26 protein-coding genes are annotated in these 22140 nt (G+C 54.6%); 14 read left to right on the top strand and 12 right to left on the bottom strand.

Annotated features, from left to right (window positions below; genetic code table 11):
• Nucleotides 1–11: 11 nt before the first annotated feature.
• From brxC to H7A51_04230, 9 genes are all read right to left on the bottom strand, one after another.
• Nucleotides 12–3572, bottom strand: coding sequence for a BREX system P-loop protein BrxC (gene brxC / locus H7A51_04270; protein MCP5535434.1), 3561 nt, complete (start codon nucleotides 3570–3572; stop codon nucleotides 12–14).
• 22 nt (nucleotides 3573–3594) lie between these two features.
• The gene (locus H7A51_04265) at nucleotides 3595–4140 is read right to left on the bottom strand and encodes a DUF1788 domain-containing protein (GenBank protein ID MCP5535433.1); all 546 of its coding nucleotides are present in this window, start codon (nucleotides 4138–4140) and stop codon (nucleotides 3595–3597) included.
• A gap of 34 nt (nucleotides 4141–4174) precedes the next feature.
• Nucleotides 4175–4990: a DUF1819 family protein gene (locus tag H7A51_04260; protein ID MCP5535432.1), complete on the bottom strand. Its 816-nt coding sequence runs from the start codon at nucleotides 4988–4990 to the stop codon at nucleotides 4175–4177.
• Nucleotides 4987–5508 carry a BrxE family protein gene (locus tag H7A51_04255; GenBank protein ID MCP5535431.1) on the bottom strand — a complete coding sequence of 174 codons (522 nt, stop codon included), beginning with the start codon at nucleotides 5506–5508 and terminating at the stop codon, nucleotides 4987–4989. The genes H7A51_04260 and H7A51_04255 overlap by 4 nt, the downstream gene beginning before the upstream one ends.
• A 226-nt stretch (nucleotides 5509–5734) precedes the next feature.
• Complete coding sequence (locus tag H7A51_04250) at nucleotides 5735–5881, bottom strand: hypothetical protein (protein MCP5535430.1); 147 nt, start codon at nucleotides 5879–5881, stop codon at nucleotides 5735–5737.
• Nucleotides 5882–5899: 18 nt separating this feature from the next.
• Nucleotides 5900–6457 (bottom strand): hypothetical protein, encoded by a 558-nt coding sequence (locus tag H7A51_04245; GenBank protein ID MCP5535429.1) that lies wholly within the window; start codon nucleotides 6455–6457, stop codon nucleotides 5900–5902.
• A gap of 192 nt (nucleotides 6458–6649) precedes the next feature.
• Entirely contained in the window at nucleotides 6650–7246 is a 597-nt protein-coding gene (locus tag H7A51_04240) for an SOS response-associated peptidase family protein (GenBank protein ID MCP5535428.1), read from the bottom strand.
• A 41-nt stretch (nucleotides 7247–7287) separates the two neighbouring features.
• Nucleotides 7288–8523, bottom strand: a complete 1236-nt coding sequence (locus H7A51_04235) for a hypothetical protein (GenBank protein MCP5535427.1) — start codon at nucleotides 8521–8523, stop codon at nucleotides 7288–7290.
• Nucleotides 8523–8873, bottom strand: a complete 351-nt coding sequence (locus H7A51_04230; protein MCP5535426.1) for a hypothetical protein — start codon at nucleotides 8871–8873, stop codon at nucleotides 8523–8525. Before H7A51_04230 ends, H7A51_04235 begins: the two co-directional genes overlap by 1 nt.
• A 171-nt stretch (nucleotides 8874–9044) precedes the next feature.
• On the opposite strand from H7A51_04230, the gene H7A51_04225 reads away from it, so the two are divergent.
• The 3 genes from H7A51_04225 (at nucleotide 9045) to H7A51_04215 (ending at nucleotide 12194) form a co-directional block, all read left to right on the top strand.
• Nucleotides 9045–9254, top strand: a complete 210-nt coding sequence (locus H7A51_04225) for a hypothetical protein (GenBank protein ID MCP5535425.1) — start codon at nucleotides 9045–9047, stop codon at nucleotides 9252–9254.
• A gap of 296 nt (nucleotides 9255–9550) precedes the next feature.
• Nucleotides 9551–10501: a hypothetical protein gene (locus H7A51_04220; GenBank protein ID MCP5535424.1), complete on the top strand. Its 951-nt coding sequence runs from the start codon at nucleotides 9551–9553 to the stop codon at nucleotides 10499–10501.
• Nucleotides 10452–12194, top strand: coding sequence for a hypothetical protein (locus tag H7A51_04215; GenBank protein ID MCP5535423.1), 1743 nt, complete (start codon nucleotides 10452–10454; stop codon nucleotides 12192–12194). Before H7A51_04220 ends, H7A51_04215 begins: the two co-directional genes overlap by 50 nt.
• Before the next feature lie 190 nt (nucleotides 12195–12384).
• Here the strand turns inward: H7A51_04215 and H7A51_04210 are convergent, their stop codons facing one another.
• Together H7A51_04210 and H7A51_04205 are read right to left on the bottom strand one after the other, a co-directional pair.
• A complete protein-coding gene (locus H7A51_04210) occupies nucleotides 12385–12624 on the bottom strand; it encodes a M48 family metallopeptidase (GenBank protein MCP5535422.1) in 240 nt (79 codons plus the stop codon).
• Entirely contained in the window at nucleotides 12593–12871 is a 279-nt protein-coding gene (locus tag H7A51_04205) for a helix-turn-helix transcriptional regulator (GenBank protein ID MCP5535421.1), read from the bottom strand. Before H7A51_04205 ends, H7A51_04210 begins: the two co-directional genes overlap by 32 nt.
• 473 nt (nucleotides 12872–13344) lie before the next feature.
• On the opposite strand from H7A51_04205, the gene H7A51_04200 reads away from it, so the two are divergent.
• The 3 genes from H7A51_04200 to H7A51_04190 are packed head-to-tail and all read left to right on the top strand — an operon-like array spanning nucleotide 13345 to nucleotide 16296.
• On the top strand, nucleotides 13345–14859 hold the full coding sequence (locus H7A51_04200; protein MCP5535420.1) for an SUMF1/EgtB/PvdO family nonheme iron enzyme: 1515 nt from the start codon (nucleotides 13345–13347) through the stop codon (nucleotides 14857–14859).
• Nucleotides 14860–14919: 60 nt separating this feature from the next.
• Nucleotides 14920–15753: a hypothetical protein gene (locus H7A51_04195; protein MCP5535419.1), complete on the top strand. Its 834-nt coding sequence runs from the start codon at nucleotides 14920–14922 to the stop codon at nucleotides 15751–15753.
• Between the two features lie 6 nt (nucleotides 15754–15759).
• A complete protein-coding gene (locus H7A51_04190) occupies nucleotides 15760–16296 on the top strand; it encodes a paraquat-inducible protein A (GenBank protein MCP5535418.1) in 537 nt (178 codons plus the stop codon).
• A 276-nt stretch (nucleotides 16297–16572) separates the two neighbouring features.
• Here H7A51_04190 and H7A51_04185 read toward each other — a convergent pair whose 3' ends face one another.
• Nucleotides 16573–17280 (bottom strand): hypothetical protein, encoded by a 708-nt coding sequence (locus tag H7A51_04185; protein MCP5535417.1) that lies wholly within the window; start codon nucleotides 17278–17280, stop codon nucleotides 16573–16575.
• Nucleotides 17281–17607: 327 nt separating this feature from the next.
• Between H7A51_04185 and H7A51_04180 the strand changes: the two genes are divergently transcribed.
• The 8 genes from H7A51_04180 (at nucleotide 17608) to dnaN (ending at nucleotide 21976) form a co-directional block, all read left to right on the top strand.
• Nucleotides 17608–17793 carry a hypothetical protein gene (locus H7A51_04180; GenBank protein MCP5535416.1) on the top strand — a complete coding sequence of 62 codons (186 nt, stop codon included), beginning with the start codon at nucleotides 17608–17610 and terminating at the stop codon, nucleotides 17791–17793.
• 113 nt (nucleotides 17794–17906) lie between these two features.
• Nucleotides 17907–18389 (top strand): hypothetical protein, encoded by a 483-nt coding sequence (locus H7A51_04175; protein ID MCP5535415.1) that lies wholly within the window; start codon nucleotides 17907–17909, stop codon nucleotides 18387–18389.
• Nucleotides 18386–19204 (top strand): PD-(D/E)XK nuclease family protein, encoded by an 819-nt coding sequence (locus tag H7A51_04170; protein MCP5535414.1) that lies wholly within the window; start codon nucleotides 18386–18388, stop codon nucleotides 19202–19204. The genes H7A51_04175 and H7A51_04170 overlap by 4 nt, the downstream gene beginning before the upstream one ends.
• Nucleotides 19201–19428 carry a hypothetical protein gene (locus tag H7A51_04165; GenBank protein MCP5535413.1) on the top strand — a complete coding sequence of 76 codons (228 nt, stop codon included), beginning with the start codon at nucleotides 19201–19203 and terminating at the stop codon, nucleotides 19426–19428. The genes H7A51_04170 and H7A51_04165 overlap by 4 nt, the downstream gene beginning before the upstream one ends.
• Before the next feature lie 4 nt (nucleotides 19429–19432).
• Nucleotides 19433–19579 carry a hypothetical protein gene (locus H7A51_04160; protein MCP5535412.1) on the top strand — a complete coding sequence of 49 codons (147 nt, stop codon included), beginning with the start codon at nucleotides 19433–19435 and terminating at the stop codon, nucleotides 19577–19579.
• Nucleotides 19580–19669: 90 nt separating this feature from the next.
• Entirely contained in the window at nucleotides 19670–20515 is an 846-nt protein-coding gene (locus tag H7A51_04155; protein ID MCP5535411.1) for a DUF932 domain-containing protein, read from the top strand.
• Between the two features lie 102 nt (nucleotides 20516–20617).
• Complete coding sequence (locus tag H7A51_04150) at nucleotides 20618–20800, top strand: hypothetical protein (protein MCP5535410.1); 183 nt, start codon at nucleotides 20618–20620, stop codon at nucleotides 20798–20800.
• Nucleotides 20801–20836: 36 nt separating this feature from the next.
• On the top strand, nucleotides 20837–21976 hold the full coding sequence (gene dnaN / locus H7A51_04145) for a DNA polymerase III subunit beta (protein MCP5535409.1): 1140 nt from the start codon (nucleotides 20837–20839) through the stop codon (nucleotides 21974–21976).
• Nucleotides 21977–22140 lie beyond the last annotated feature (164 nt).

Below are 22140 nucleotides of genomic sequence, written 5' to 3'. Positions count from 1 at the left end.
TAGGGAGCTGATTATGAGCCGAGGGTGAGATTGACCGGGGTGCCGGCATCCAGGGTAGCGCGGGCACCTTCCAGCTGCTCGAGGGCGGCGTCCAGATCCGCGGTCGACTGGAGACGGGCGGGGAGCTGGAGGGTTTCCTCGGATTTCTCTTTCTCGAACTGCTTTTCAGCGACCGCTTCGGTCACGGCGACCCGGACGGACTCGAGCTTATTATCCACCTCCATACGGCGGGCTGGGAGCTTGCGGGCACCGTCCAGATCCGTGGGCAGGTCGAGTTTGAGATCCTCAAGCTGCTTTTCCAGGCTCTCTCGTATGTCCACTGGGGCGGCAAGCCAGTCCGAGGACTGCTTGATTTCGTCCTTCGCCTTGTCGAGCCGTGCGGCCTCTTGGGCGAGGAAGTCAGAGGCTCCCTGCTTGGCAACGGTGCGGAGTGACTGAAGGTGCTGGTTCAGCTCGGAAATATGCTCGTGGAACTTCCCTGAGCAGAAGATGGTGCGGACCTTGGCCCGGGTTTCCTCGCTATCCGCCTTCAGCTGGACACAAGCACCTGCGTCCGGAAGGGCGACGATGTCATTGAGTAAAGTCAGGGACTCTTTCACGGTGGTCTCGGCACCTTGGTCGAGCGCCTTGGTCACGGCTCTGGCCCAAAGCAGATCATCATAGAGCGTGGAGGTCTCGGCACCAAGGGTGGCGGGAGCATCTGAAGCGTCCGCGGAGAGCACCCCGGCGAGCCCCGTGAGGAGCTGCTGGGCACGATCTCCACCCGGAAGACCGAGCATTTCCAGCTTAGCCTCAAGGCCAGCATAGCTCTGCTGGTAGCTCGGGAAGTGATTCTGGACCGCCTGGCTAATCTGCTTCGCCATCGGCAGCACATTCTCGGCAAGAAGCTCGTGCAGGCGCTTGGCAGCACGCAGCAACTGGTCCTGCGGAACTTGGTCGTTGTTCGGGTAGATGGTGGTCTTGGACAGCGCCTGATTACTCTTCAGTGCGGCCAGGGCGGTTTCTCCCGGAACGGTGGTGGTTTCCCCGCCGAGCTTGATCTTTACCGCACCGCCGATGAGCAGGGCGGCGATGAAGTAGCGGGTGGTGTCCTTCGACCATCCGAACGGAGCGGAGTAGAACTCATTGAGCAGCCGGGCACCATCGGACTGGCCGTGCTTATCGAGGTAGTCACGAACAGAAACGAGTGCGGCATGCTGGAGATCGACCTGAGTCTTGCTGCCTTGTTTTTTCACCAGGCCAAGGGGATCGATCTTGCTGGAGACCTGGGAGAGATCGTTGGTGAGAAGTAGTTTTTCCGCAATGTTGGAAGCCACCTCTTCGCCGGCCTGGGAGTATTTATCAAAGATCTCCTTGGCGGCATCACCGAGGAATTTCTTGAGGGCGGGCATGGTTTCACTGCCGTGGTCCGCCAGCGCCTCCTGCTTGCCCCGGAAGATGAAGAGGCCTTTCTTGAGGGCCACGCGGAGAAGTTCCTGAAGCTTGCCACGGAGTTCTCGTTCACGGGTTTCCTGACCACGCACGTAGTCGACCACATCCGGGTCGGCTTCATTGCTGTTCGCCCGGCAAATTTCCCGGCATCGGTAGATCTCGGTGACCAGGGAATCGACTTCGGAAGGGAGTTCGGCGAGGAGAAAAATCCTGGAGCTGTGGTCATTGAGCCGTGATTCATCAATCCGGGCCTTTTTGGTGGAATCATAGTCCGCTGACGCCACAAGGTCGATGAGGGTCTGGATCTCAGCGTTGTCACCGATGAGAGATACGGCACGGCCACCATCGGAGACGGCTACGCCCGACTCAACCTTGCGGGCACCGTCCAGACTCGTGGAGGGCTTGGTGGAGAAGATTTCCTGGAGTTCTTTGTTGCGGATGGCGAGCTTGTCGTTCGAGCGGGGCTGAAGCTGATCGCGGTTGCTATCGATCAGTCCTACTTTCTCACTGAGGAAGCGGAGCTTGCCGTCGATGATTCCAAGTGGGACGCTTTGATCATCGATGAGGGCATCCGTTTGTTTAATGACCTCGGTTTCAAGTGGCTGGGCATCGATGGCGGGGTGGAGCAGGGCTGCGATGTTCTTCTTGGTGATGGGGAACCCTTCAAGCTGCTGTAGAATGGCGACCGATTTCGCTGCCCGGGTGGCGACTTCATCCTTGCCGTAGCTTTTGACCACCGCCTGGATGGTTTCGACCAGATGGCGCTGGCGTGGTTCAATATCGCGAGAAAGGGTGTCAAAGATGTCTGCCATGGTGGCGAGCTGACCGACGTCCCGATCTGCGAGAGGTCCGTCCACGAGAGTATCGGCCTCGACAAGCATGTCCTGGATGACCTTGATCGCCGAGCGAAGTCCCAAGCCACCGGACGAATGTGCCAAGACAGCGAGAAGATCCATAAGTAGCTCGAAGTGATGCGGCAGGAAGGGGTAGAGCTGGACGAACTTGGTTTTCTCAAGTTCCTCTTTCTGGTAGGCTTTTACGCCCTCGAGTTTGGTGGAGAGCTTGAGCTTGCTGGAGGCACCGGCGAAGTCCTGCTCCAAGCGTGCCGTGCCTGCATCCGACTTACGAAGTAGACGGCGGTGGGTGATTTCCTGGATGTCGCTGGACTCGAGTTCTACCGGGATGGGTAGTCGAGCCATGAGCGGGAAGAATGGCCCGTCTTTTGTTAGGGTTTGTTGTGCCGTGGCCATGAGCCATGCGGTGCCGCCGCCGACTTCTTTGATGTTTTTACAAAGACCATCGAAGTTGTTGATCAGCGATTTGTTGCTGCTGAGGAAGTGGCCGACCTCATCAATGAGGAATAGAACCTTATGGCTACCGGTGCGGCGTTTGACGAGATCTAACATCCGCTCGACTCGCTCCCTCTCCACCTCGGGAGACTCCAGGGTGATTTCATTGAAGGCTTTTGAATCGGGGAAATACTCCGGGTAAAATTCTGGAGCGAGCTGTGAGGCGACGCCTTTGAGGGCCAGGGTGGAGCGTTGCAGTTCCTTCCAGGTCTTGCCCTTGGCGATCTCCTGGACCCGATTCTCAAAATCCTCTTTGCGACCGTCTTTTTCTAGCAGGAATTCAAACTCGGCCACCTTCATTTCCGCCGAGTAACCTGCCCAGGCCATCACCCGGTTGTAGAGCAGGGTGGAGATCGGGGTGGTCAGCGAGCCAGCCCCCATCTGAGCGGCCAGGTCGAGCATGAATACCGTGACTTCATGACGCTGAGCCACGGTGCCGAGACGTTGGCGCAATGCGGCCTTGTCAAACTGGTTGGCGAAATGATCCCGGAAAGGAGTGCCGCCGATGCTTCGCTGCGGGTCGAGCGAGAAGCCGAGGTATTTGGCAAACGAGCTTTTTCCAGACCCGTAGAATCCAGAAATCCAAGCGCAAGTCTCGAACCCACCGCCTCCGTGAAGTGCTTCATCAAGCCGATCGAGCAAGTTCTCGTAGTGGTGCTCAAGGCTATCCGTAACGACGTATTCCGAGACCTCGCTGAGGAGGAGTTTTTCGTCGTCGTTGCTGAAGGTGATGACCTTCTCGATACGTCGGTCAATGGCTCGATTGGAATCGAAGAGTTCGCGGATTTGCATGATAAGAGTATATTGAGAATGGTTAGCCGCCAACGTGGACTGAGCGGTAATTTCCGTCGTCGGGATAGATGCCGAGGAATTTGAGTCCGAATTTACCAGTCCGGACGCCTGGGTAAAAAACGATCACCGGGCACTCAAACTTACCTTGGAGAACCTGTTCGATCGCGCCGATACGGATGTAGGGATGGATCGCCTCAACATCGGTGATGAGCAGCACGCCGTTCGTCAGCTCTTTGGCTTTGGTAAGAGCCTCGGAGAACGCTTCTAGAACCGGGGCTTCTGCTTCGGGCTGGCCGTCAGCACCCACACCCAGTGAGCCACGAAGAGTTTCGTTGATGTCTTGGACGGTGGTGTCGCTGTTGTTTTCATTGTCCAGGTTGATCTCGTAGAGGGGATCTTCCTGGATCAGCCGGGGGATGAGCTTGGCCATCGACAGCTCGGCGACTTCAAATTCAGCACCTAGTTTCAGCTTCCAGGTCGGGAGCAAACGACGGACCTCCAGGATTTCCGATGGATGGAAAACCATATAGTAAACGGGGTCAAAGCCAGTGCTGATGGTGCGGCGCATACCGCTCCTCAGCTGGATGAGCAAATCATGAAAATTATTCTGCAAGGATTGCATCGGCTACGGCTTCGAGGTTGGAGTATTTCCATTGGATCGAGGCGATGTCGCCTGAATCTTGGAAGAGAAGATGTCCTCTCTGGGATAAGCGGGAAAGTTCGTCGCGAACGTCGGCTGGACTGAGTCCGAGCGGCTCCCAGTCAGGGTGAGAAATGATGGCCTCCGTGCCGACACCTTGAAAGTGGAGATCGTAGGCCAGGAAAAGTGCGGTTGATAGGTTGGCGCGAAAAAGTTCGATCCGACGCTGGCCGCCGGCACCACAGACCTCAGAGAGCAGGCCGAAATCGTGAGCGATGCCGAGCACATAGGCACCGACTCGATTTTTCACTGTAGGCGACCATGATTTTTTAAATCGACCGATAGCTTCGCCCCGCTCGATGAGTTCCAGAGCATCTCGCTTGTTGACGCTGTCATTTCCAGCACGGAAACGAGGCCAGTATATCTCGGTTAGGAACTCCCTGAGGATCAAATGCTGACGGATGGCGAAGATGAGGAAAATTGGATGGAGGATGCCCCGTGGTGCAGATCCGTCCACCAATCGTTTCAAAGCGGGAGCTGACTGGAAAGCTGGTTCTGATAGAAAGCGTGCAGCGAAACCTTCCTTCAAAATATTTTCAGCCCGGCGCTGGGTCGCTGACGCTAACATGCCCTCGCTCAGCGCTCGATTGACGAAGTCTGGGCGTGCCTCGCCTGGATACCACGCGTCGAACAACTCCAGCGACTCAGGTATGATTCCCTGTGCTGCTGAAAGTGCCGTCGTGTAGCGTTGTTCTTTGGTATCCAAGGTCAGGCTCATGAAAGCGTGAAGTAGGGAAAGGTCTGGTAGTCCTCGGTGAAAGCTTTGAGATATGATGATGCCAGACGATAGGTGAGGGCTGGATCGTCAAAACTGAAGTTACCCAGGTTTCTCGCACCTGGGCCTAGACCATCGGTGGAGCCGTGCTCTGCCATTTCTCGAAGAGCCTCGATACAAAGGTCCCGGGAAGCGATGACCTCGGCGATACGTGAGGCATCAGCCACAAGGTGGGCATGAACTTTCTGGGTTAATCCGGTGGGTAGTCTGAACAGGTGGAACACACCCACGGCACCTGCTGCGTGGTCATGTTTCAGTGCGGCTGCCTTCGATGTAGCACTGACGGCTGCCGAAATGGCAGTGCGTGGGAAATTGAACTCCAGGGTAGCAATTCCAGTAGGGGAGAGGAATGAACAGTTCCACCATCCGGCGTAGTCCGAACTGCCCAGCGTGCCGACAAGGGCGGCCAACTTTGACAGACCCATTGAGGTTACCAGGTGATTGGTCTCGGATACATGCATGTGAGAAGTTGATTAAGTAGTTAGAGAACGATTTCGCCCGCATCCTGTTCGTTTCGTGAGCTCGGGTAAAGTAGAAAAGCAGGATTAACAAACCACCCAAATCCTTAGCGAAGATTGGGCTGGATTGATTTTCGTGTGATATTCATGCTGGAGGGTTGCAAAACCATCAACTTGATCACCTCGGGTGCCGGTGCAATGGCGACCGGGCGTTTTTGCCTGCTCAATTTCAGGGAAAATTGCCGTCTGGCGCCGGTCGGCGGCGTTGTCCCTCCTCCTCCCCGGCACGGGAGGTCTTCAACCGGAACTTTTTGCCCAGGGCGGCTTCCTCATGTCCTTGGATACACCAGCCGGTGGTCCGGTATCCATTCTTCAAAGATTTTTTGCCAGGCCTTCATGCGTTCACGGCAGATGTAAACCACCGCCCCTCCTCAACCTCGATGAAGCAGTAGCTCCAGAACATGTCGCCCTCCCGTTTGTGACGCAGGGCTGCAAAGTTATGCGCCTCCCTGCAACCCGAGGGCTGGTGTCTGACCCAGCTATACGACACGAGGTGTCTGGTTCCCCCGCGCCAGTGCTCGAGCCGGGGTTCGCCCCAGTTTTCCTCGGGCAGTCCTTCGGCCATGCGCTCCAGGGCACTCTGGTCGGGCAGTTTTTTGATACCCAGCAGCTTGAGCAGGGCCTTGTCTTCATTAAGTGCCTCCGCATCCGCCAGACTGCTTCCTTCCGTGCAGAAGTTGTAGAGCAAGGTGCAGATGTAGACTTCGGGGTCGAAGCCCCGGTTGCTGTTCTTACGGTGGTCGAGCTGCGGGTAGTCGCTGATCCAGTTGACTAGTCCGCTTTGGCGAAGCAGCCCGACAATGGCCAACTGACCTCCATGCACTGAGCAGGACTCCGAGGTTCTGAGTTCCATTGCAAACTTGCGGGGCTTCAGGCTGTAGTGGCGTGACATGCCCCCTTATACACAATATCAGCCGTCGTTGCAAAATCACCCTTAGGGTGAATCAATCCCAGGGTCGCTAATGATTAGGGGGACGCTGAGCCGTAGTCATCAAGCCGAAGAAGCTGAGAGATGCGATCATGGACGAGCTCAGAGTGACAAACTGGAGTTACAGCCCCTTAAAGTGTGACGAATTCCATTCCATCAAAATAGCTCGCCTTGTAAATGAGATGGTGGGTTTTTCAGCAGCGGGTTCGTGGTCTCGTTTACTAACAGAGTGTCAGGCTTGGGTGTGAATACCATCAGTTCGCCATTGAGATACGGGTTCAGTTCATCGGCTGAGAGGACCGCAGGCATGCGATGATGTATAGGTGCCATCAGTGAGTTTGCTGTCGTCGTAATCATCGAGAAACATTCGCCTTGGCTGACTGACTGCTCCCAGATGCCCGCCATCCATAGCCATTCATCGGCTGGGCTGGTGAATCGATGAGTTCGCTTGTTACCCTTGGACCCGGACCACTCGTAGAAAGCAGTCACGGGAATGAGGCAGCGGCGGTGTTCGATAGAGTCCCGCCACATGGGACTGCCAAAGTTCTCGCTGCGTGTATTGTTTACAACACCGAGGCCGGGTCGTTCATAGCCCCAGCGCATCATTCGGACATCGCCGTCACTCAGATACACAGGGGCCGTATTAGTGCGTCTGATGAGCCTGACGTCATCATCTAAATTATCAAAACCGTCAGCGTTGATTACTTGAGGCGCTTTCTTTTTACCTCTGCCGAATTCATAAACGCTGCACATGGTAAAGTTTCTGTTTTTTGCGAGCTGTAACTAGGTTACTGTTAGGCTACTTCAGCTTGCTCCTCCGGTGCGGCATCCGGCCGGATCTCAAACCACGCTTCGCCGTCCTCCTGGGTCATGGGTCTGCGGTAGTGCTTCTTGATCATTGTGGGGCTGTTGCCCGCCTGCTCGGCCACCTTGTTGATATCCTGCTCCTTCCCGAGCAGGTAGCTACAGAATGAATGGCGCATCACATCGGGGGGCCAGGTGTCGATAATGCCTTTCTTGATGAGGTCTTTGCTGACCGTCGCCGATGCCGTGGCCATGGCGACCTTCCCCTCGGGTTTTCTGTAGGGCAGAAGCCATTGCATGAGGTTCGGCTGGAGTTTTACATAGCGGGTGGTGAGGTTCTTGGCATCCACCTCGGCCCTCACCCTGATGTAACCCTTCACGAAATCGATGTCCTGCCACTCCAGGGAGTGTTTTTTTCGGGAGCAGGCAATCTCAAAGGGGCGGAGGCCTGCGAATAGTCCTATGGCGACGTAGGGGACACAGTCTTTTCTGACATGAGTCAGGATCTCACGGGCTTTCTCGATGGAAAAGATGGCCGGCTCTTTTCTTTCCACCCGGTGCCTGGCAATCTTGGCCGGGGCGACGGTGCCCTCGGGAAGATACCCCCATAACTGGGCCTTGCGGAAAAATGTGACAAGTTCGGCCCTCAGCTTGTTGGAGTATACCTTGGACAATTGCAACTGCCTCATCCAGTCGTCTATCTGCTTGGTGGTGATCTGGCCGATGTAAGTGCCGCCAAACGCTTTGACAAACTTCCAGATCTTCGTGCGCACGGCACTACGGACGTCTGCCGAGCGATCCTGAAACAGCTCCATGTATTCCTCGAACACATCCTTGACGAGCTTCTCTTCAAAATTGTCCGGTGCGTGGCTGCGCCAGAAGCGGGCGGCCTCTGTCCAACCGGCGTCACCGAGATGCGTCTTCGCCGCCTCCAGTTCGGACAGGAAGGCGTGCATGTCACCATCGGCGATCTTACTCAGACGGCAGAGCGCCCGGTAGGAGCTATGCGACACCAACCGCTTCCTGACATCACCCTGCTTTGAGAGCTGCGCGGCGACCTTTTCCGCCATCTTCACGGCATCCCGCTCTTGTGTCCTTGTCCTGTTGATACGTTTGCCGTTTTCCCGCCAGATTACCTGGAACCGGTATTTCCCGTGAATAATATTGCGGTAGACCGGCACCGACACGCTGCCGCTCTTGATGACTTTATGGGGCTTGTTGTTCATTACCCTAGTCTCAGGATATCTTTGGCGTGCCTTTCTACGTTCCCTGCACTTCCGAATAATTGAGGCATGGCCCGGGTAAGGGTCTTAACAGCCTCGACGATGATCTTAACTTTCTCGTCGTGTTCCGTTTTTTTATCGAGCGCTACCAAGGTTACGCCATCCCGCAGTTTAATCGTGGTTTTTCCATTCGCTGCATTCTTGGTGCTGTCCAGTAAACCGGCATCGATGTCGGCCTCGACGAGTGCCTGCAGGTATTTTGACCGGGAAAGGCCTAGCTGCTTGGCACGGTCGTCCACCATGGCAATTCGTTCGGGCAGAAAGCTGACTCCCATAGGCTTGTAGCGGCTCATGTGAGGGAGTCTGGCTCAAAATATGGGAGAACGCAATTTATTTATCACTCAGGATTGACATCCAGCCGGGATGGCTATATTTGTCGTTCGTAATGATCTCCACTACATCAAATATCAGGAAACAGCAGATGGCCATCCCCGCGCTTGGGGGCGGCGTCACTGGATTTCCAGATGAAAGAAGTGGAGAAACCAGCAAGACTGCTAACCAAGAGAGATGTCTCCAAGTGGCTACGCACACGACCAGAAAGCATCGATGTGTTGATCCGGGACCATGGATTTCCCGCCATCTTCCTCCCCAGGGGGGACAGGGAGGTCCTGCGTTTCTGTCGCGCCAGCGTGGAGGCCTGGTTGAGATCCAGGGAGGAATTCCTTCCGGAGTAAGAGAGTTACCCATTCATAAGGGTGTTAAAGCCGTGGGTCTGTTTGAAACAGCCATGGAATAGTGAATGTTGAGTTCACTCTGGGCCAGGTGTTCCTGGGCCAGAGGGAACACGCCATTCAGGGGGCAAGGCTCCCTGGAAGAGTTGTCTCCGCACGCATTGTGACGGTTGGGCAGGCATTGTGCCCTCTAGTCAGGGCATGATCGTGCCGAGAAGGTTCGCTGCCGCTTAAGCGGCGAGCGCCAAAAAACACAACGCCCCCGTGCCCGGGCTTCATACGGGCACACACAAATACAGATGAATACAGCAAACGACATAGTTCACAGCCCCATCAATGGTGGTGCCTTCCTGCCAACTGGAGACGAGCAACCGCCTATGGAGGGGCCTCTGGTTCCAACAGGGATTACGTCCCTTGATAACCAACTTCGTGGTGGAGTCCGGGTGGGCACGTTCAATGTAATCTGCGGCTATACCGGTGATGGGAAGTCATCGTTCGTGGTTCACCTTGCACAGACCGCTGCCGCCCTGGGGCATCCGGTCCAGCTCTATCATAGCGAAATGACGACCGAGGAATACCTCCAGCGTCTCAAGTCTTGGGAGTCTGGAGTAGCCTATGCTAAGATCCGCGGGGTTGTTCCCGTGGATTTCCCCTTGATCGAAGTCTTATCCCTGCGCTCGGGCGGGAACGCTGGAGTGCAAGATATCGTGGCCAATATCTCGCCCCTGAAGACGGCACACAAGAACAAGCCGGTCGTTATCGTCGATTCTATGGATGGTATTGAGAGTGGTCGCAAACAACTTGAGGAAATCGCACAGTCATTAGCCAGTATGGCTGGACAGGAAGATGCCCTGGTATGGGCCACATCCCAGGCCAATTCCAGGGGCACCACCGTAACCATCGATAACCTTCGCGAGGCTACCGGAAAGGCATTTCCCTGCTCGCTGTTAATCGGTCTTGGGAGGAGTTGCCCCGAAGACAAAGGAAGTGATGCTGTCCTCACAGTTGACAAGAACCGCTACGGCTCAAGGTTTCAGATCCGGACCCGTGTCCGGTGGGAATGTCAATGGTTCTCCGATGTGGACGACAGCTACTTGATTCCCCGTGTCCAAGGCGAGCCGACAATCTGTGACCCGGGCGACAAATCCGCACATGGAGAAAGCGACAAATCCGCACATGGAGAAAGCGACAAATCCGCACATGAAAGCGACAAATCCGCACGTGAAAGCGACAAATCCGAGAACCTATAAGATAATACAAGAAGATATGAACAATATAGAACAAGAAAGAGAGGAATCCGCCCCGCTCGGGCCTAACGGCCCAGCAGAGACGGATTTCTCCTCTAATTCTTCACCATGTCAGATCCGGAACAATGTCTACAAGACTCTGATCCTTTCCCATGGAGTCAATGCGGCAGCTATCCTTACCAAGCTCCTTTACTGGACCTCTAAATCCATCAAGAAGAATGGAAGCCGTTGGTGCTTCCGGAGTGCCGCTGCTCTGGCCGAAGACATCGGAGGGATTTCAGCGTCTGCGGTCTGGGATCAACTCCAAAAACTGAAACAGATGGAGGCTCTGGAAATTCGTTCCGGCAGACCCAGGGGATCACTGAATGCGGCATCGGAATTTTATCTCAAACCGGGAATCACCGAAATTGTCGGTAGCCCCGGTCCAGCTTCCGACGGTTCCTCCTCAAGCGCCCCATATGTCCGCTTCGGTCTCGATGATGCCAACAATTACGGCATCGGACAGGCGCTTTTACTGTACCATTTGGAGTGGGTCCTGAGGCAAAGGGACGACGACAATGCCTTCATCCGTACCAGGCTGACATCTGAATACCTCGGTGTTCAACAAAAGCAGATTCAGCGGTGGATAAATTCGCTCCGTGACAAAGGAGTTCTCGTTGAACACGAAGGTCGCGGGTCACGTCGTCACCTACGTTTTGCTGACGGTCTCAACAGGAAGCCCGTCGATATTGATGTTGATTCTGTCAACCAGAGGAAGCAGAAGGAGTGCTTGGAGAGGGCCCGTTCGGAAGGGCTGCCAGAGAATCACCCGTTGGTTCAGGACGCCAAAACTCCCTGCGACACAGGAGTTGTGATGTTTATAGAGGCCGAGGAGCCGGAGCTGAACTTCGGCGACACCGACGATGTGTTGCGGTATATTGTCAGTAAAAACTCCAGGTCGCAGGTAGCTCTTGATGAATCGATCGTGCGAGAAATTTCGTCGCTTATCCGGTCTTTGGACATCATGACTGTTGTCGGGCTCGGGTCGATGGGGGCGGATGGAACCGAGTCCTACTTTAGGGAGAGATCGCGCCCCTCCATAAGCAGCCTTTTGGATGAGCATAACGAGCATCCACATCGAGAGAGTCCACAAACACATGTCAACAGTCATAATCATCCTGATTTGTGTGCCGAGCTCTTCACGCTCGCTTTGCAGCTTCGCCGGAGGCCATGGCTGCCGTCCTCATCTCCGTCCCTGCGTCGGGTGGCGTATGGCCTTGCCCTCGAAATTCAAAGTCGGCTTGGGGCAATTCATGATGAGCGGATCAGGCTCTTGGAGGAGGGGCATACCCCGGAAGACGCCAATCCGGATTCAACACCCCAAGAGAAGCGTCGTTGCCTTGAAGCCGTGTTGACGTGTAGAAACCAGATTGGGATCGAGATCCCTGCCTCCAGTGGCTTTGAATGCCCTAATCCAGAGATTCGGCGAGACTACATCCAACGGGTTAAGCTGGGGTTGGCTGCGGCAGAAGGGTTTTTCAAAAAGAACACGGAATGCGCGGTTGCCGAAATAATCGGTATGCTTGATGCTTGCGCAAAGGTGCCACCCAAGCCAGACGACGGCTACTCTCAGGACCAATACAAATACGCAAGAAAAGGCACTAGGTTGGACTCGTTCTTCCGTAACTTCGAGAGGATCGCCGACCAGCTTGAATGAAGACAATCTGAGAAGCTGGTCGTAGGCGGAACCTTCTATCCGGAGGGGGAATGTCTCTGCAAAGGAGGGAATGTCTGTAGGGGGGGGTGTCTTCCCAAAGGGGGGGCAAGCGTTATTTCATTTATTTCTGCAATCTTTGGCAAATTGTCCACGGATAACGCTTGCCCCCCTTTGGTTATCGGAGACAGCGTCAATACCTCCACTCCTCATGCCTCACCGGCAGGCTGTTGAGCAGGTCCTTACGGCTACGCCAGTTTGACATGAAACGGTCCATCAGGGCGACGAAGTGGTCGTTGTGGGTCGGCTCTAGGAAATGCACCATCTCGTGGACCACGAGGTATTCAAGGCACTCCGGCGGCTTCTTGGCCAGCTCGGTGTTCAGGCGGATTGTGCCCCTTCTAACGTTTCCCCCCGATGAGCGACCCGAGATCCCTCTTCAGTCTCTCTGGCGACGGAATGAGGTCCGCAAGCTCAACCCCCATAACTTGAGCTATTACTGCCAGCTCGTAATCAAATACCGAACGGATTTGGGTTTCTATTTTAGCGATCCCCACACGGTCGATGGAATGCAGACCGGCAAGCTGTAACTTCGCGGCGAGTTGCTCCTGCGTCAGCACTCGAGCTTTTCTTAGCTCCCTCACTTCGGGGCCGATGCAGTTCCTATATCGTCTGTCCATAAAAGTTCCCGAAGGGGAACTTGACAGTGACAGGATAATTTGAGTTATTGGTTCCCTGTGGGGAACTCCGAGCGCATTTTAAATACCCCCGGTGCCACTGAAGAAAGGGATCATTATGAAGTGCCCGCGGTGTGATAAAAAAATCGAGCTTGGGGATAATGATTCCGGAGGGTCTACCTGCCCAGGTTGTGGTTGCCATATTAAAATTCAGGTTATCAAGGGACACGATGCTACGCCCTGCAACCAGGATATACAACTTGAAGAGTCAGGCCCCGCTATTCCTGCAAGCATTCCAAGCCACAGGAATGCCTCAGGAGGGGTATCCACTCAAAGCCCTATTGCACAAAGAGAGGCTGAAAGCGTAGAAGGTAAAGGCACTTTAAATACGTGCCCATTAAATTCCATTGCATTCATTGCGGCCAAGGCATTGACGCTAAGTAGAACTTTTCCACCTCACACCCAACAACAAACTCATGAAAATTGAATGCCCCCACTGCGGACAACATATTGCCCTCGATAACAATGCCCCGCTTGCTTTTAAATGCCCCACATGCAGCGGTCATATTGAGTTGCTAGTCGAGGGAGTGAAGCCAGAGCCACCCTCCACCCCAACTCCCGAACAAAAGGTGACAGCGACTCGGCACCGTCATCGAGATGAGGGACGAGCATCAGAAGAGAAACAGACAGATTCTCAAAAATATCCTGTAGTGAAAGAAGCGGTGCCATCTGCGACTGCACGCAGCGGACGACCCAAGAAAAGAACCGGGCGTGGAGCCAAACGAAAGGTAACTTTACCTAGAGGGCTGACTCTATCTATTATTCTGAGCATATTTTGCCTTGGTGGGGTGATATGGTTCTTAGTTGGCGACAAAAGCAAGCCAGCTCGTAATCGAACTGCTCCCGTTTCGATTAACGACGCTTCTCCAGACAAGCCCTTTGTGAACTCACTCGGCATGGAATTTGTGCCCATCCAGTTTGATAAAGAGCGAATCCTTTTCTGTCGTTGGGAGACCCGTGTGTCCGATTACCAAAAATTTGCAGAGGATCAACGTGACATAAATGAGGAGTGGAAGAATTTCTCGTGGAGGCAATTACACCAAACTGCCGATCACCCCGTTGTGATGGTCAGCAAGGAGGACGCCGAAAAGTTTTGTGCATGGCTTTCAGAAAAGGAGGGGTTGACCTACCGCCTTCCTACTTTATTTGAGTGGTGCGTTGCCGCTGGAGAGGAGAAACCAACCCAAGATGCTCCTCATCCTCCCAGATATCCTTGGCGTAGTTCATGGCCCCCCCCGGAGGGGGCGGGCAATTTCGGCGGCGAGGAAGTTCGCAAATATTTCCCCGATGGCTTTGATCAATATATAAGAGGTTGGAGAGACCCGTTCCCTTCAACGGCACCTGTTGGCTCATTCCAACCTAATCGATTCGGTATTTTTGATATGTTTGGGAACGTAGGCGAGATGAGCTCTACCCCAACTGGTCTCGATGAGAAAAATCTGGAACAATGGGGTATGGGGGCATCCTGGACATCTGGAACCCAATTCCAGTTCCGATCCTTAATGTCAGGCCGCTTTTTTGAAACCCTAAGGACCGGGGATCTCGGTTTTCGCGTTGTTTTAGAGCTTCCTGATGATGACTCTAGGCCCCTGTCAGAAAAAATTGTTGGGAAGTGGAAGCACACCGATGATAAAGTAGTCATAATTGATAACTATCTGAAAGATGGAACATGGGAAAGTAGGATCATCGGGACCATCGACGGTAAGATCCGTGATAATCCCGAGCCTAAAGTGAATGACGATTATGCATTAACTGGAGAGTATCGAGTGGAGGGGGTAGTATTGCATCAGCGGGCTAGAATCGCAACTAGTGACACTAACCCATTCTCGGACTGGAGGACTTATGAAATTTCAATCAAAGGGGACACTCTCATATACATTCCAAATACCCCGGGACGGACGGGGCTTAAGTTCAAGAGAGTGAATCGGTGAACCTAAGCGTTGAAATTTTTATTACTATCCCCATCCCGCTCAACTACCAACAATAAGCTAATGAAGATAGAATGCCCCCACTGTGACCAGAGGATTGCTCTCGACGACGACGCTCCGACGATCTTTGAATGTCCGACATGCAGTGGTCAGATCAAGTTACGCGTTTATGCAAGCAATCAACGTGAACCTGAAGATTACGCTATGCGAGAATATGAAGTAGATGAATCTGACAGTCAACCACTTGACGAAGGCTCTAAAAGCTCACCAAAAAGCGTTATTTGGGTAATTGTCGGAGTCTTGGTTATTGTCATGGGTGGAACCCTGCTCGGTTCCTTATGGAGAAGCAATGGTGGGGACAGTGATAGTCACGGAGGCTTGAATATTGAGTCGGATGCTGGACCACTGGAGTCAGGTAAGAGCTATAGATTGTCAGTAGTTGAAGTTGATGTCCATGAGAGGAGGGCAGACGGTCGATCTTGGGACAGTTTAAATGAATCTGCCCCAGACCTGTATTATGCTTTTGAAATGAAAGGGGTCCGCCTTTATCGTAGTTCGACCCAAAAAGACCGGGTTCTGGGCGTCTGGAAGGCATTTGATGCTCCATCGCTAGTCAGTCTCTCCACAAAAAAGAACAACCTTGACGAAATATGGCAAGGAGCAACGATGCGTTTATACCATGACAGCACTTTTGTGATTAAGGTTTTTGATAATGATGGACTCACCCCTGATGATTTTATTGGTGATTGTAAGTTTGATTTTAAAAAGTGCCGGGTCGGAATAGTTACGCACCCGGGAACTGGCAGTCTCAAGAGTATCAAGTTGATGGTGATACCTCTGGATATGGACACCGCTGAAATGATCGAATTCTGTCGGAAGAACAATGTGCTGTATTAGTCAGAGATGAATGTAAAAACAGCGAAAATACTCCTAGTGATCTCGGCTGTGTTGCTCGGAGCCGGAGTGTCCATGCCATGCCTGCGTATCACACCGAGCCTGACTGGAAACTTTGACTCGGTTATTTCTGCCGTAACAGGGTCGGATTTCAATAAGCCTCAGGAAAAGTCGGTCATAGACATCCTTGGGATGCTACTCAGCGATAGAGAATTATTCCTTTTCGGCCTCATCCTTATTTTCTCAGTATTATTCCCTACTGCAAAAATCGCCCTCTATCTGTTGAGTGCCCGTAGCTTGGAGCAGCCTGGACTCAACATGGATAGTGTGTTGAAAATCACAGACAAGGTAAGCAAGTTTTCGATGACAGACGTATTCGTGATTTCATTGTTATTGGTAAGCTTAAAGTCATCACCTAACATTAAGGTAGAGGTAATGGCGGGAACCTACTTTTTTGCTGCTTCTGTGTTGGTTACATTTGTCGCCCAACTCATAATCTCAAAGTTGAAGCCCTCAGGCCATCTTGCTCACCTCGTTGAGCGATGATGGTCTTGTTGATCTGGTCGCCGATGTCCTTGGGGCCCTTCAGCCTAACCATGTCGGCGAAGCTGGCCCCCTCGGAAATTACGATGGAGCTCTATTCATTAGCCAATTATGCATCTTTGGCGTAAGCGAGATGAACGAAGAGCTATTCAAGCCAGATGAAAGTGCCAGAGGTTCGGGACCAGGCACAGACAGGCACACCGGTGTGAGCAGGTGGGGGTATCACCAATAGACTTAGGCGTTCTTTCTGTAGCTAACTGAGTGAGAGTCAGTGGAGCATTAAGGTTCAAAGGCAGGTGATGCGGCATCTTGAAGTAGCTTGAGCGCTTCTTGGCATCCTCTCTTATAGCTCTCTTGAAATTCTTCGAATAAATCAACATAGATTTTATGACGAATCTTATCTAGAGGGTCCTTGGACTCATTAGCAAGTTTCTCCATATCGGGGAAATTAAATTCCCGGTATTTGTTGGTAAGAATAAGGAAATATTCCGCTTTAGTGGGGACTCGGCGGTATGTGTATACGAAATCAGAGCCTTCATTGTAGGACTTATTTTTAAAATTTGCTTTAAGTGACCGCCAGTATTTCTGCTCCTCATCAGGTAATGAAGATAGAGGGTCCTCCTTTTTCTTTTTTGGTGTGGCAGCTATTGCCGGATTTGGTTTTAAGGTAAAAATAGATTCGCGTCCCGGAAGCCCCCATGGCTTTCCAAATCTACTTCTCGGTAGTAGTAGTTTGTTAGGGATGGGATGCAATACATTTTCAGAAGGTTTGGGGTATTGGTCTGTCAATAGACCATTCCCCTCAATCGCTAGGCTAGAACCAGTTGCTGAGCTTGGTGGTTTCTTGTGAGACGTCGATATTTTTAGATAGAGGAAAAGTCCACAGAGTAATAACGCTATGATGAAGGCTGCCTTCAAATCTGCGATACATTCTCGCTTCAACTTCTTTATTTTACTGCCTGTGTCTGCCGACTTATCAGGAGCCATGAACGCGACATCACACACTGGACATGTAACCTTAGTTTCCGCAACTGAGTCATCAGCCTCAAGCCGTCGATTACATGCTGGACACGAAAATTTCACACATATTTTCAAGCACCTACGCTCCCCTAAGTAAAGTGTTTTTTTAGGCGGATCCGAAGCCCCTCCCCCACTAAAATTTATCTTTTTTATCGGAATCCATCGAATCTAACACGCCATCCCCCTCGCAAATTCCAGTCAGCGGTTAAAAAGCATGTTGGAAAAAGCCATAATACCATGAGTCACGGAGATTAGATATCCGTGGCCCGTTTCAACCTCGAAAACCACGGAAAAATGGCAAGACCACACCACTATTCCCCGGTGATCCGGCGTGATCTTGTTAGCCTTCTCTATCACGAGGCCAGACGCAGGAAACTCCCCATGACCAAGCTCGTGGACGAGATCCTGCGCCAGGCCCTGGAAGGCGACGGGACCAACCGGCTCCGCGGGGAACCACAACAGTATCAGCATCCACGCTGACCCAAAACCAACACCGCCCGCCACCACAACGAGCCCGGCCACCACGGCCGGGCTTTTTGCTGTCCGGGCATCAACCAAAACCAACAACAAGAAAGGAACCAAACACCATGGCTGTGAAACTCATAGCAAATTACTCCAAGCGTCTCGGACTCCCGGGCTACTCGTCGCACCAGTTCTCCGTCTCCGTCGAGACCGAGGTCAACACCACCGACGACATCGCCCACGAGGCCGGACGCCTCTACGACAACCTCCAGTCCAACGTGGACGAGCAGATCCGGCGAACCGGGTTTGTCCCGCCCCACGACTACGGCATGGAGACACCCAACAACGGCGCGCCGCCTCCCCCGGGCAACGTGCTCCCCATCGACCGATGGGCATGCAGTGACAAACAACGTGACCTGATTCTAAAGCTGGTCGATGAACACGGTCTTGAAAAGGATCGTATCGATGAGCTGGCCACCCAGCGATTCGGGCGCGGGGTCAAGTCGCTCGACAAGATCCAGGCCAGCGGTCTGATCGAGGAACTCTTCGAGATGACCGGCAGGAAAAACAACAGGGCACCCCGGCGCAACGCCTACGGAAAGGGGAGGTCATGATCGCCCTCGCCGAATCACCGCCGGCGGTGAAGCCGGGCACGCCGCCCGAACACATCAGCCCCACCTCCGCCAAAGACTACCTCGGCTGCTCGCTGAGGTTTTTCTTTGGCCGGGTGATGGCCATCCCGAGCGAGACAAGCCCCTCCCTGCACCTGGGCAAGGCCGTGCATGCGGCCCTCCAGCATCACCACCTCGCCGTCTGGCGTGGTGGCGACACGTCCCCGGAATCCGCCGCCACGGCCTTTGACGGAGCCTTCACGGCCCTGGAGAAGGAAGAGGGGCCGGTGTCGTGGAAAACACCCAAGGCCCGGGAAAAGGCACGCGAGGACGGGCTGAGGGTGGTTGCCGCCTACCTCGACTCGCCCGCCGCGTTGAAGGAGTCGCCGAGGGCCGTCGAGGTCTTCCTCCGCGAGGACATCGACGGACTCTCGGTGCCGCTCACGGGTGCCATCGACCTTGTGCGGCGGGATCTGACGCCCGTCGATTTCAAGACCAGCGCCAGCAAACCCGATCCGGAAACCGCAGCGTTCGACCACGAACTCCAGCTCGTCTCCTACCAGATGATGATCGAGAAGGCCACGGGACGGACGCCTCCTGCATTGGAATTGTTGTTCCTGGTGAAGACCAGGGCACCCCAGGTCATTCCCGTGGCGATTGCGCCCGCCGACGAACACCGGAGGCGGCGTGCAGTCATGATGCTGGAAACAGCGGTGCAGGGCATTGCCGAAGGGCGGTTCCATCCACAGCCGGGCATGCACTGTAGCTGGTGTCAGTTCCGCAACGAGTGTGCCAAATGGAAGGGAGATGCCGCGTGAAGCGTCTCATTCTTCTGCTCGGTATCATGTTGTTCGTCCTACCTCTGGTGAGCTGTGGTGATAGCCCTCAAAAGCCACCTCCGCCACCCCCACCGGTTGTCGTTCACGCACCTGACTATAAACCTCTCTCGGAGGGGTGGAAGGTGCAGAGCTACGCCCTGATCGGTATCGCCGTCATCATCGCCATTGCCTTGATGAGTAAGTCCAAAAACCCAAACCCATAGTATCATGAAACATGCAAACACGATCCTGTGCCTGTTCGGCGCAGTGTCCCTCGCCGCACTCATCCTATGGGCAGTCCACGACCTCTGGGTCGTCATGCTCGTGCTCTTCTGCATCGCCGGGGTTCATGCCCTGGTGGTGCGGAAAAGCTGAGTATTAACAAAACAACCAACAACAACCGTGGCCGGTTCCTCACTTAGGTGACCCGGCCGTTTTCATCAAACCAACCAATTAACAACCATTATGAACAATGTAATCCAACTACAACAACAGCCGGTAACACCGGCATCCACAGCCCGGGGGATTCCCTTCGAGATCGTCGAGAATCCACCCGAGCTCAATACCAACACACGCCCGAAGGGGCTCCTGCTTCACTGCGGTGCACAGGTCGTTGACCGTGCCGATCTCTTCGGAGTTTTGACACCCAACGGCACCGACACCTGGTATCCGATCCCGCATCGGGACTTGCTTATCGAAGTGGAAAAACAGCTGCGTGAAACCGGCTTCATCCTACGCGGTGAGACCCACGCAGTCACCCATGACGGGGCCCGCTACTTCGGAGTCATCCAAGTGAGCCTGCCCACACGTAGTGAGCAGGACTTCGACTGGGTGGTGGGCTTGCGTAACTCGCATGACAAGAGCCTGCCCGCCGGGCTCGTTGCCGGGACCCAGGTGTTTGTCTGCGACAACCTCTGCTTCAACGGCGAGGTCAAGCTCAGCCGCAAGCACACGCGCCACGTGATGCGCGACCTGCGCCAGCTCACGGCACGCGCCGTCGGCAAGCTGGGCGACAAGTTCCGCGACCTCGACCGGCGGGTGGGCGCCTACAAGCGCCACTACCTCCCGGACAGGTCCGCCCACGACCTCGTCATCCGCGCCGTCGACTGCCGGGCCATCACCCCAAGCCAAGTGCCCGCCGTCCTCAGCGAGTGGCGCACCCCCCGGCACAAGGAGTTCCTGCCGCGCAACGGCTGGAGCCTGTTCAACGCCTTCACCGAGGTGTATAAGACAGTGAACCCCCAGACCGCCGTCAAACGCGGCCAGGCCCTGCACGGATTGTTCGACACCCAGGTGGCCCTCGCCGGTTAATCGCAACAACCGAAACACCAGCCGCCACTGAGACCTCAAAATCTCAGTGGCGGTTATTTTTTCAACCCATCTCCAACAGAAAACCAACAACCCATAAACCACATGAAAACAACCATCAAGGACAACGTCCTCCACATCGAAATCCCGCTGCACGCGCCGCGCCCGTCTGCCACCGGCAAGACGCTCACCGTCGCAAGCAGCAAGGGCAACAAACCCACCGAAGCCCGCGTCAACGGCTTGCCCGTTATCGTCGGCGTCAACGCCTACATCAAACCCGGAGTCTAAAACCCAACCCCCACAACCACCAACCATAATCCACCAATGAATATTCCATCCAACCACCTCCGGGAGTCCATCAGACTCCTCACCCGCATCCGCCATACCCGTTCCACCTTGCCGGTCTTGACCCATGTCCTCGCCACCCTGGACGCAGCCGGCATCACGCTGGCGGTCACCGACCTGGACCGCTGGCTTGAAACCCGCACGCCCACAACCGCCGGACCATACGAACCGGAAGCCTTCCTCATCCCGCCAGACGCAGTGAAGGTCATCAAACAGGCGGACAAGAACACCGACATCAGGATCAGTTGCAAGGGGCCGGGCAAACGCCGCGAACTGCGCCTGGTCATGACCTGCGGCGGCATCTCCGTAGCATCCCGCCACCCCACATTGGACGTCTCGGAATTTCCGGCACGTCCCGACATTGGCGGTGAGGAAATCCGCATCCCCGCCAAAACCATGGAGAGCCTGGCGACCATCGCGAAGTGCGCCTCCAGCGACGTGACTCGCCACGTTCTCAACGGGGTCTTCTTCACCCCCGAGGATGACGGCAGACTCGTCGCCACCGACGGCAGAAGACTGGCCTGCGCCCCGGCGGAAGTTCCGCCGACACCATTCATCCTACCCAACCCGTCGGTGAATGTGCTGATGCATCCCGGCTTCACCAGTGTCGAAGCCCATGTCCGTATGCAGAAGCTGGAAGAAACGGAATGGATCGCAATCCGCTCCGGCAACCACCTCCTGATATCGAAACTCATCGAGGGAAAATACCCGAACTACCGCCAAGTCATTCCAGACAAGGCAACGGAACTGGTGACCTTCTCCCCGGCACACCGAACCTCGGTCATCAAGTGGCTGCGCGGGCTCTCCGACCGCAGCTCGGCAGTCAACCTGACGTGGGAGAAAAAGGGACACCTCACCCTCACGCAGCGCACAGCACCGGACACGTCCGCCGTGTTGCGGGTGAGCGTGGAGATCGAAGGCAACCCACCGCCCGTCGCGTTCAACCCGCGCTTCCTGGCGGATGCCTTGGAAGTCGGCGGCACCCTCTGCCTGAATGATGGGCAGTCACCGGGGATCTGCCGGCATCCAAGCGGCAGGCTCTGCGTCGTAATGCCCATGCGTCCCACCACCGCCACCGCCGCCACGGCAGACCAAGCCGAGTCCGCCACCGCCGCATGAGGCAAGCCCGGTCGCACGACATGCCCAAGCGCAGGCCGGGGAAACACAGGCCGCCAGTTGAGACATTCACGTCCCGGCTGGCGGCCATTCCTTTTCAACCCATCTCACCACGAGAACCCAACCAACAACAAACAACCAAACCCAAACCAACCATGAACCAAACT

This window comes from Akkermansiaceae bacterium (assembly GCA_024233115.1).
Classification (GTDB): Bacteria; Verrucomicrobiota; Verrucomicrobiia; order Verrucomicrobiales; family Akkermansiaceae; genus Oceaniferula.
Note: the sequence above shows the minus strand (reverse complement) of the source record. Positions and strands in the feature narration are given on the sequence as shown.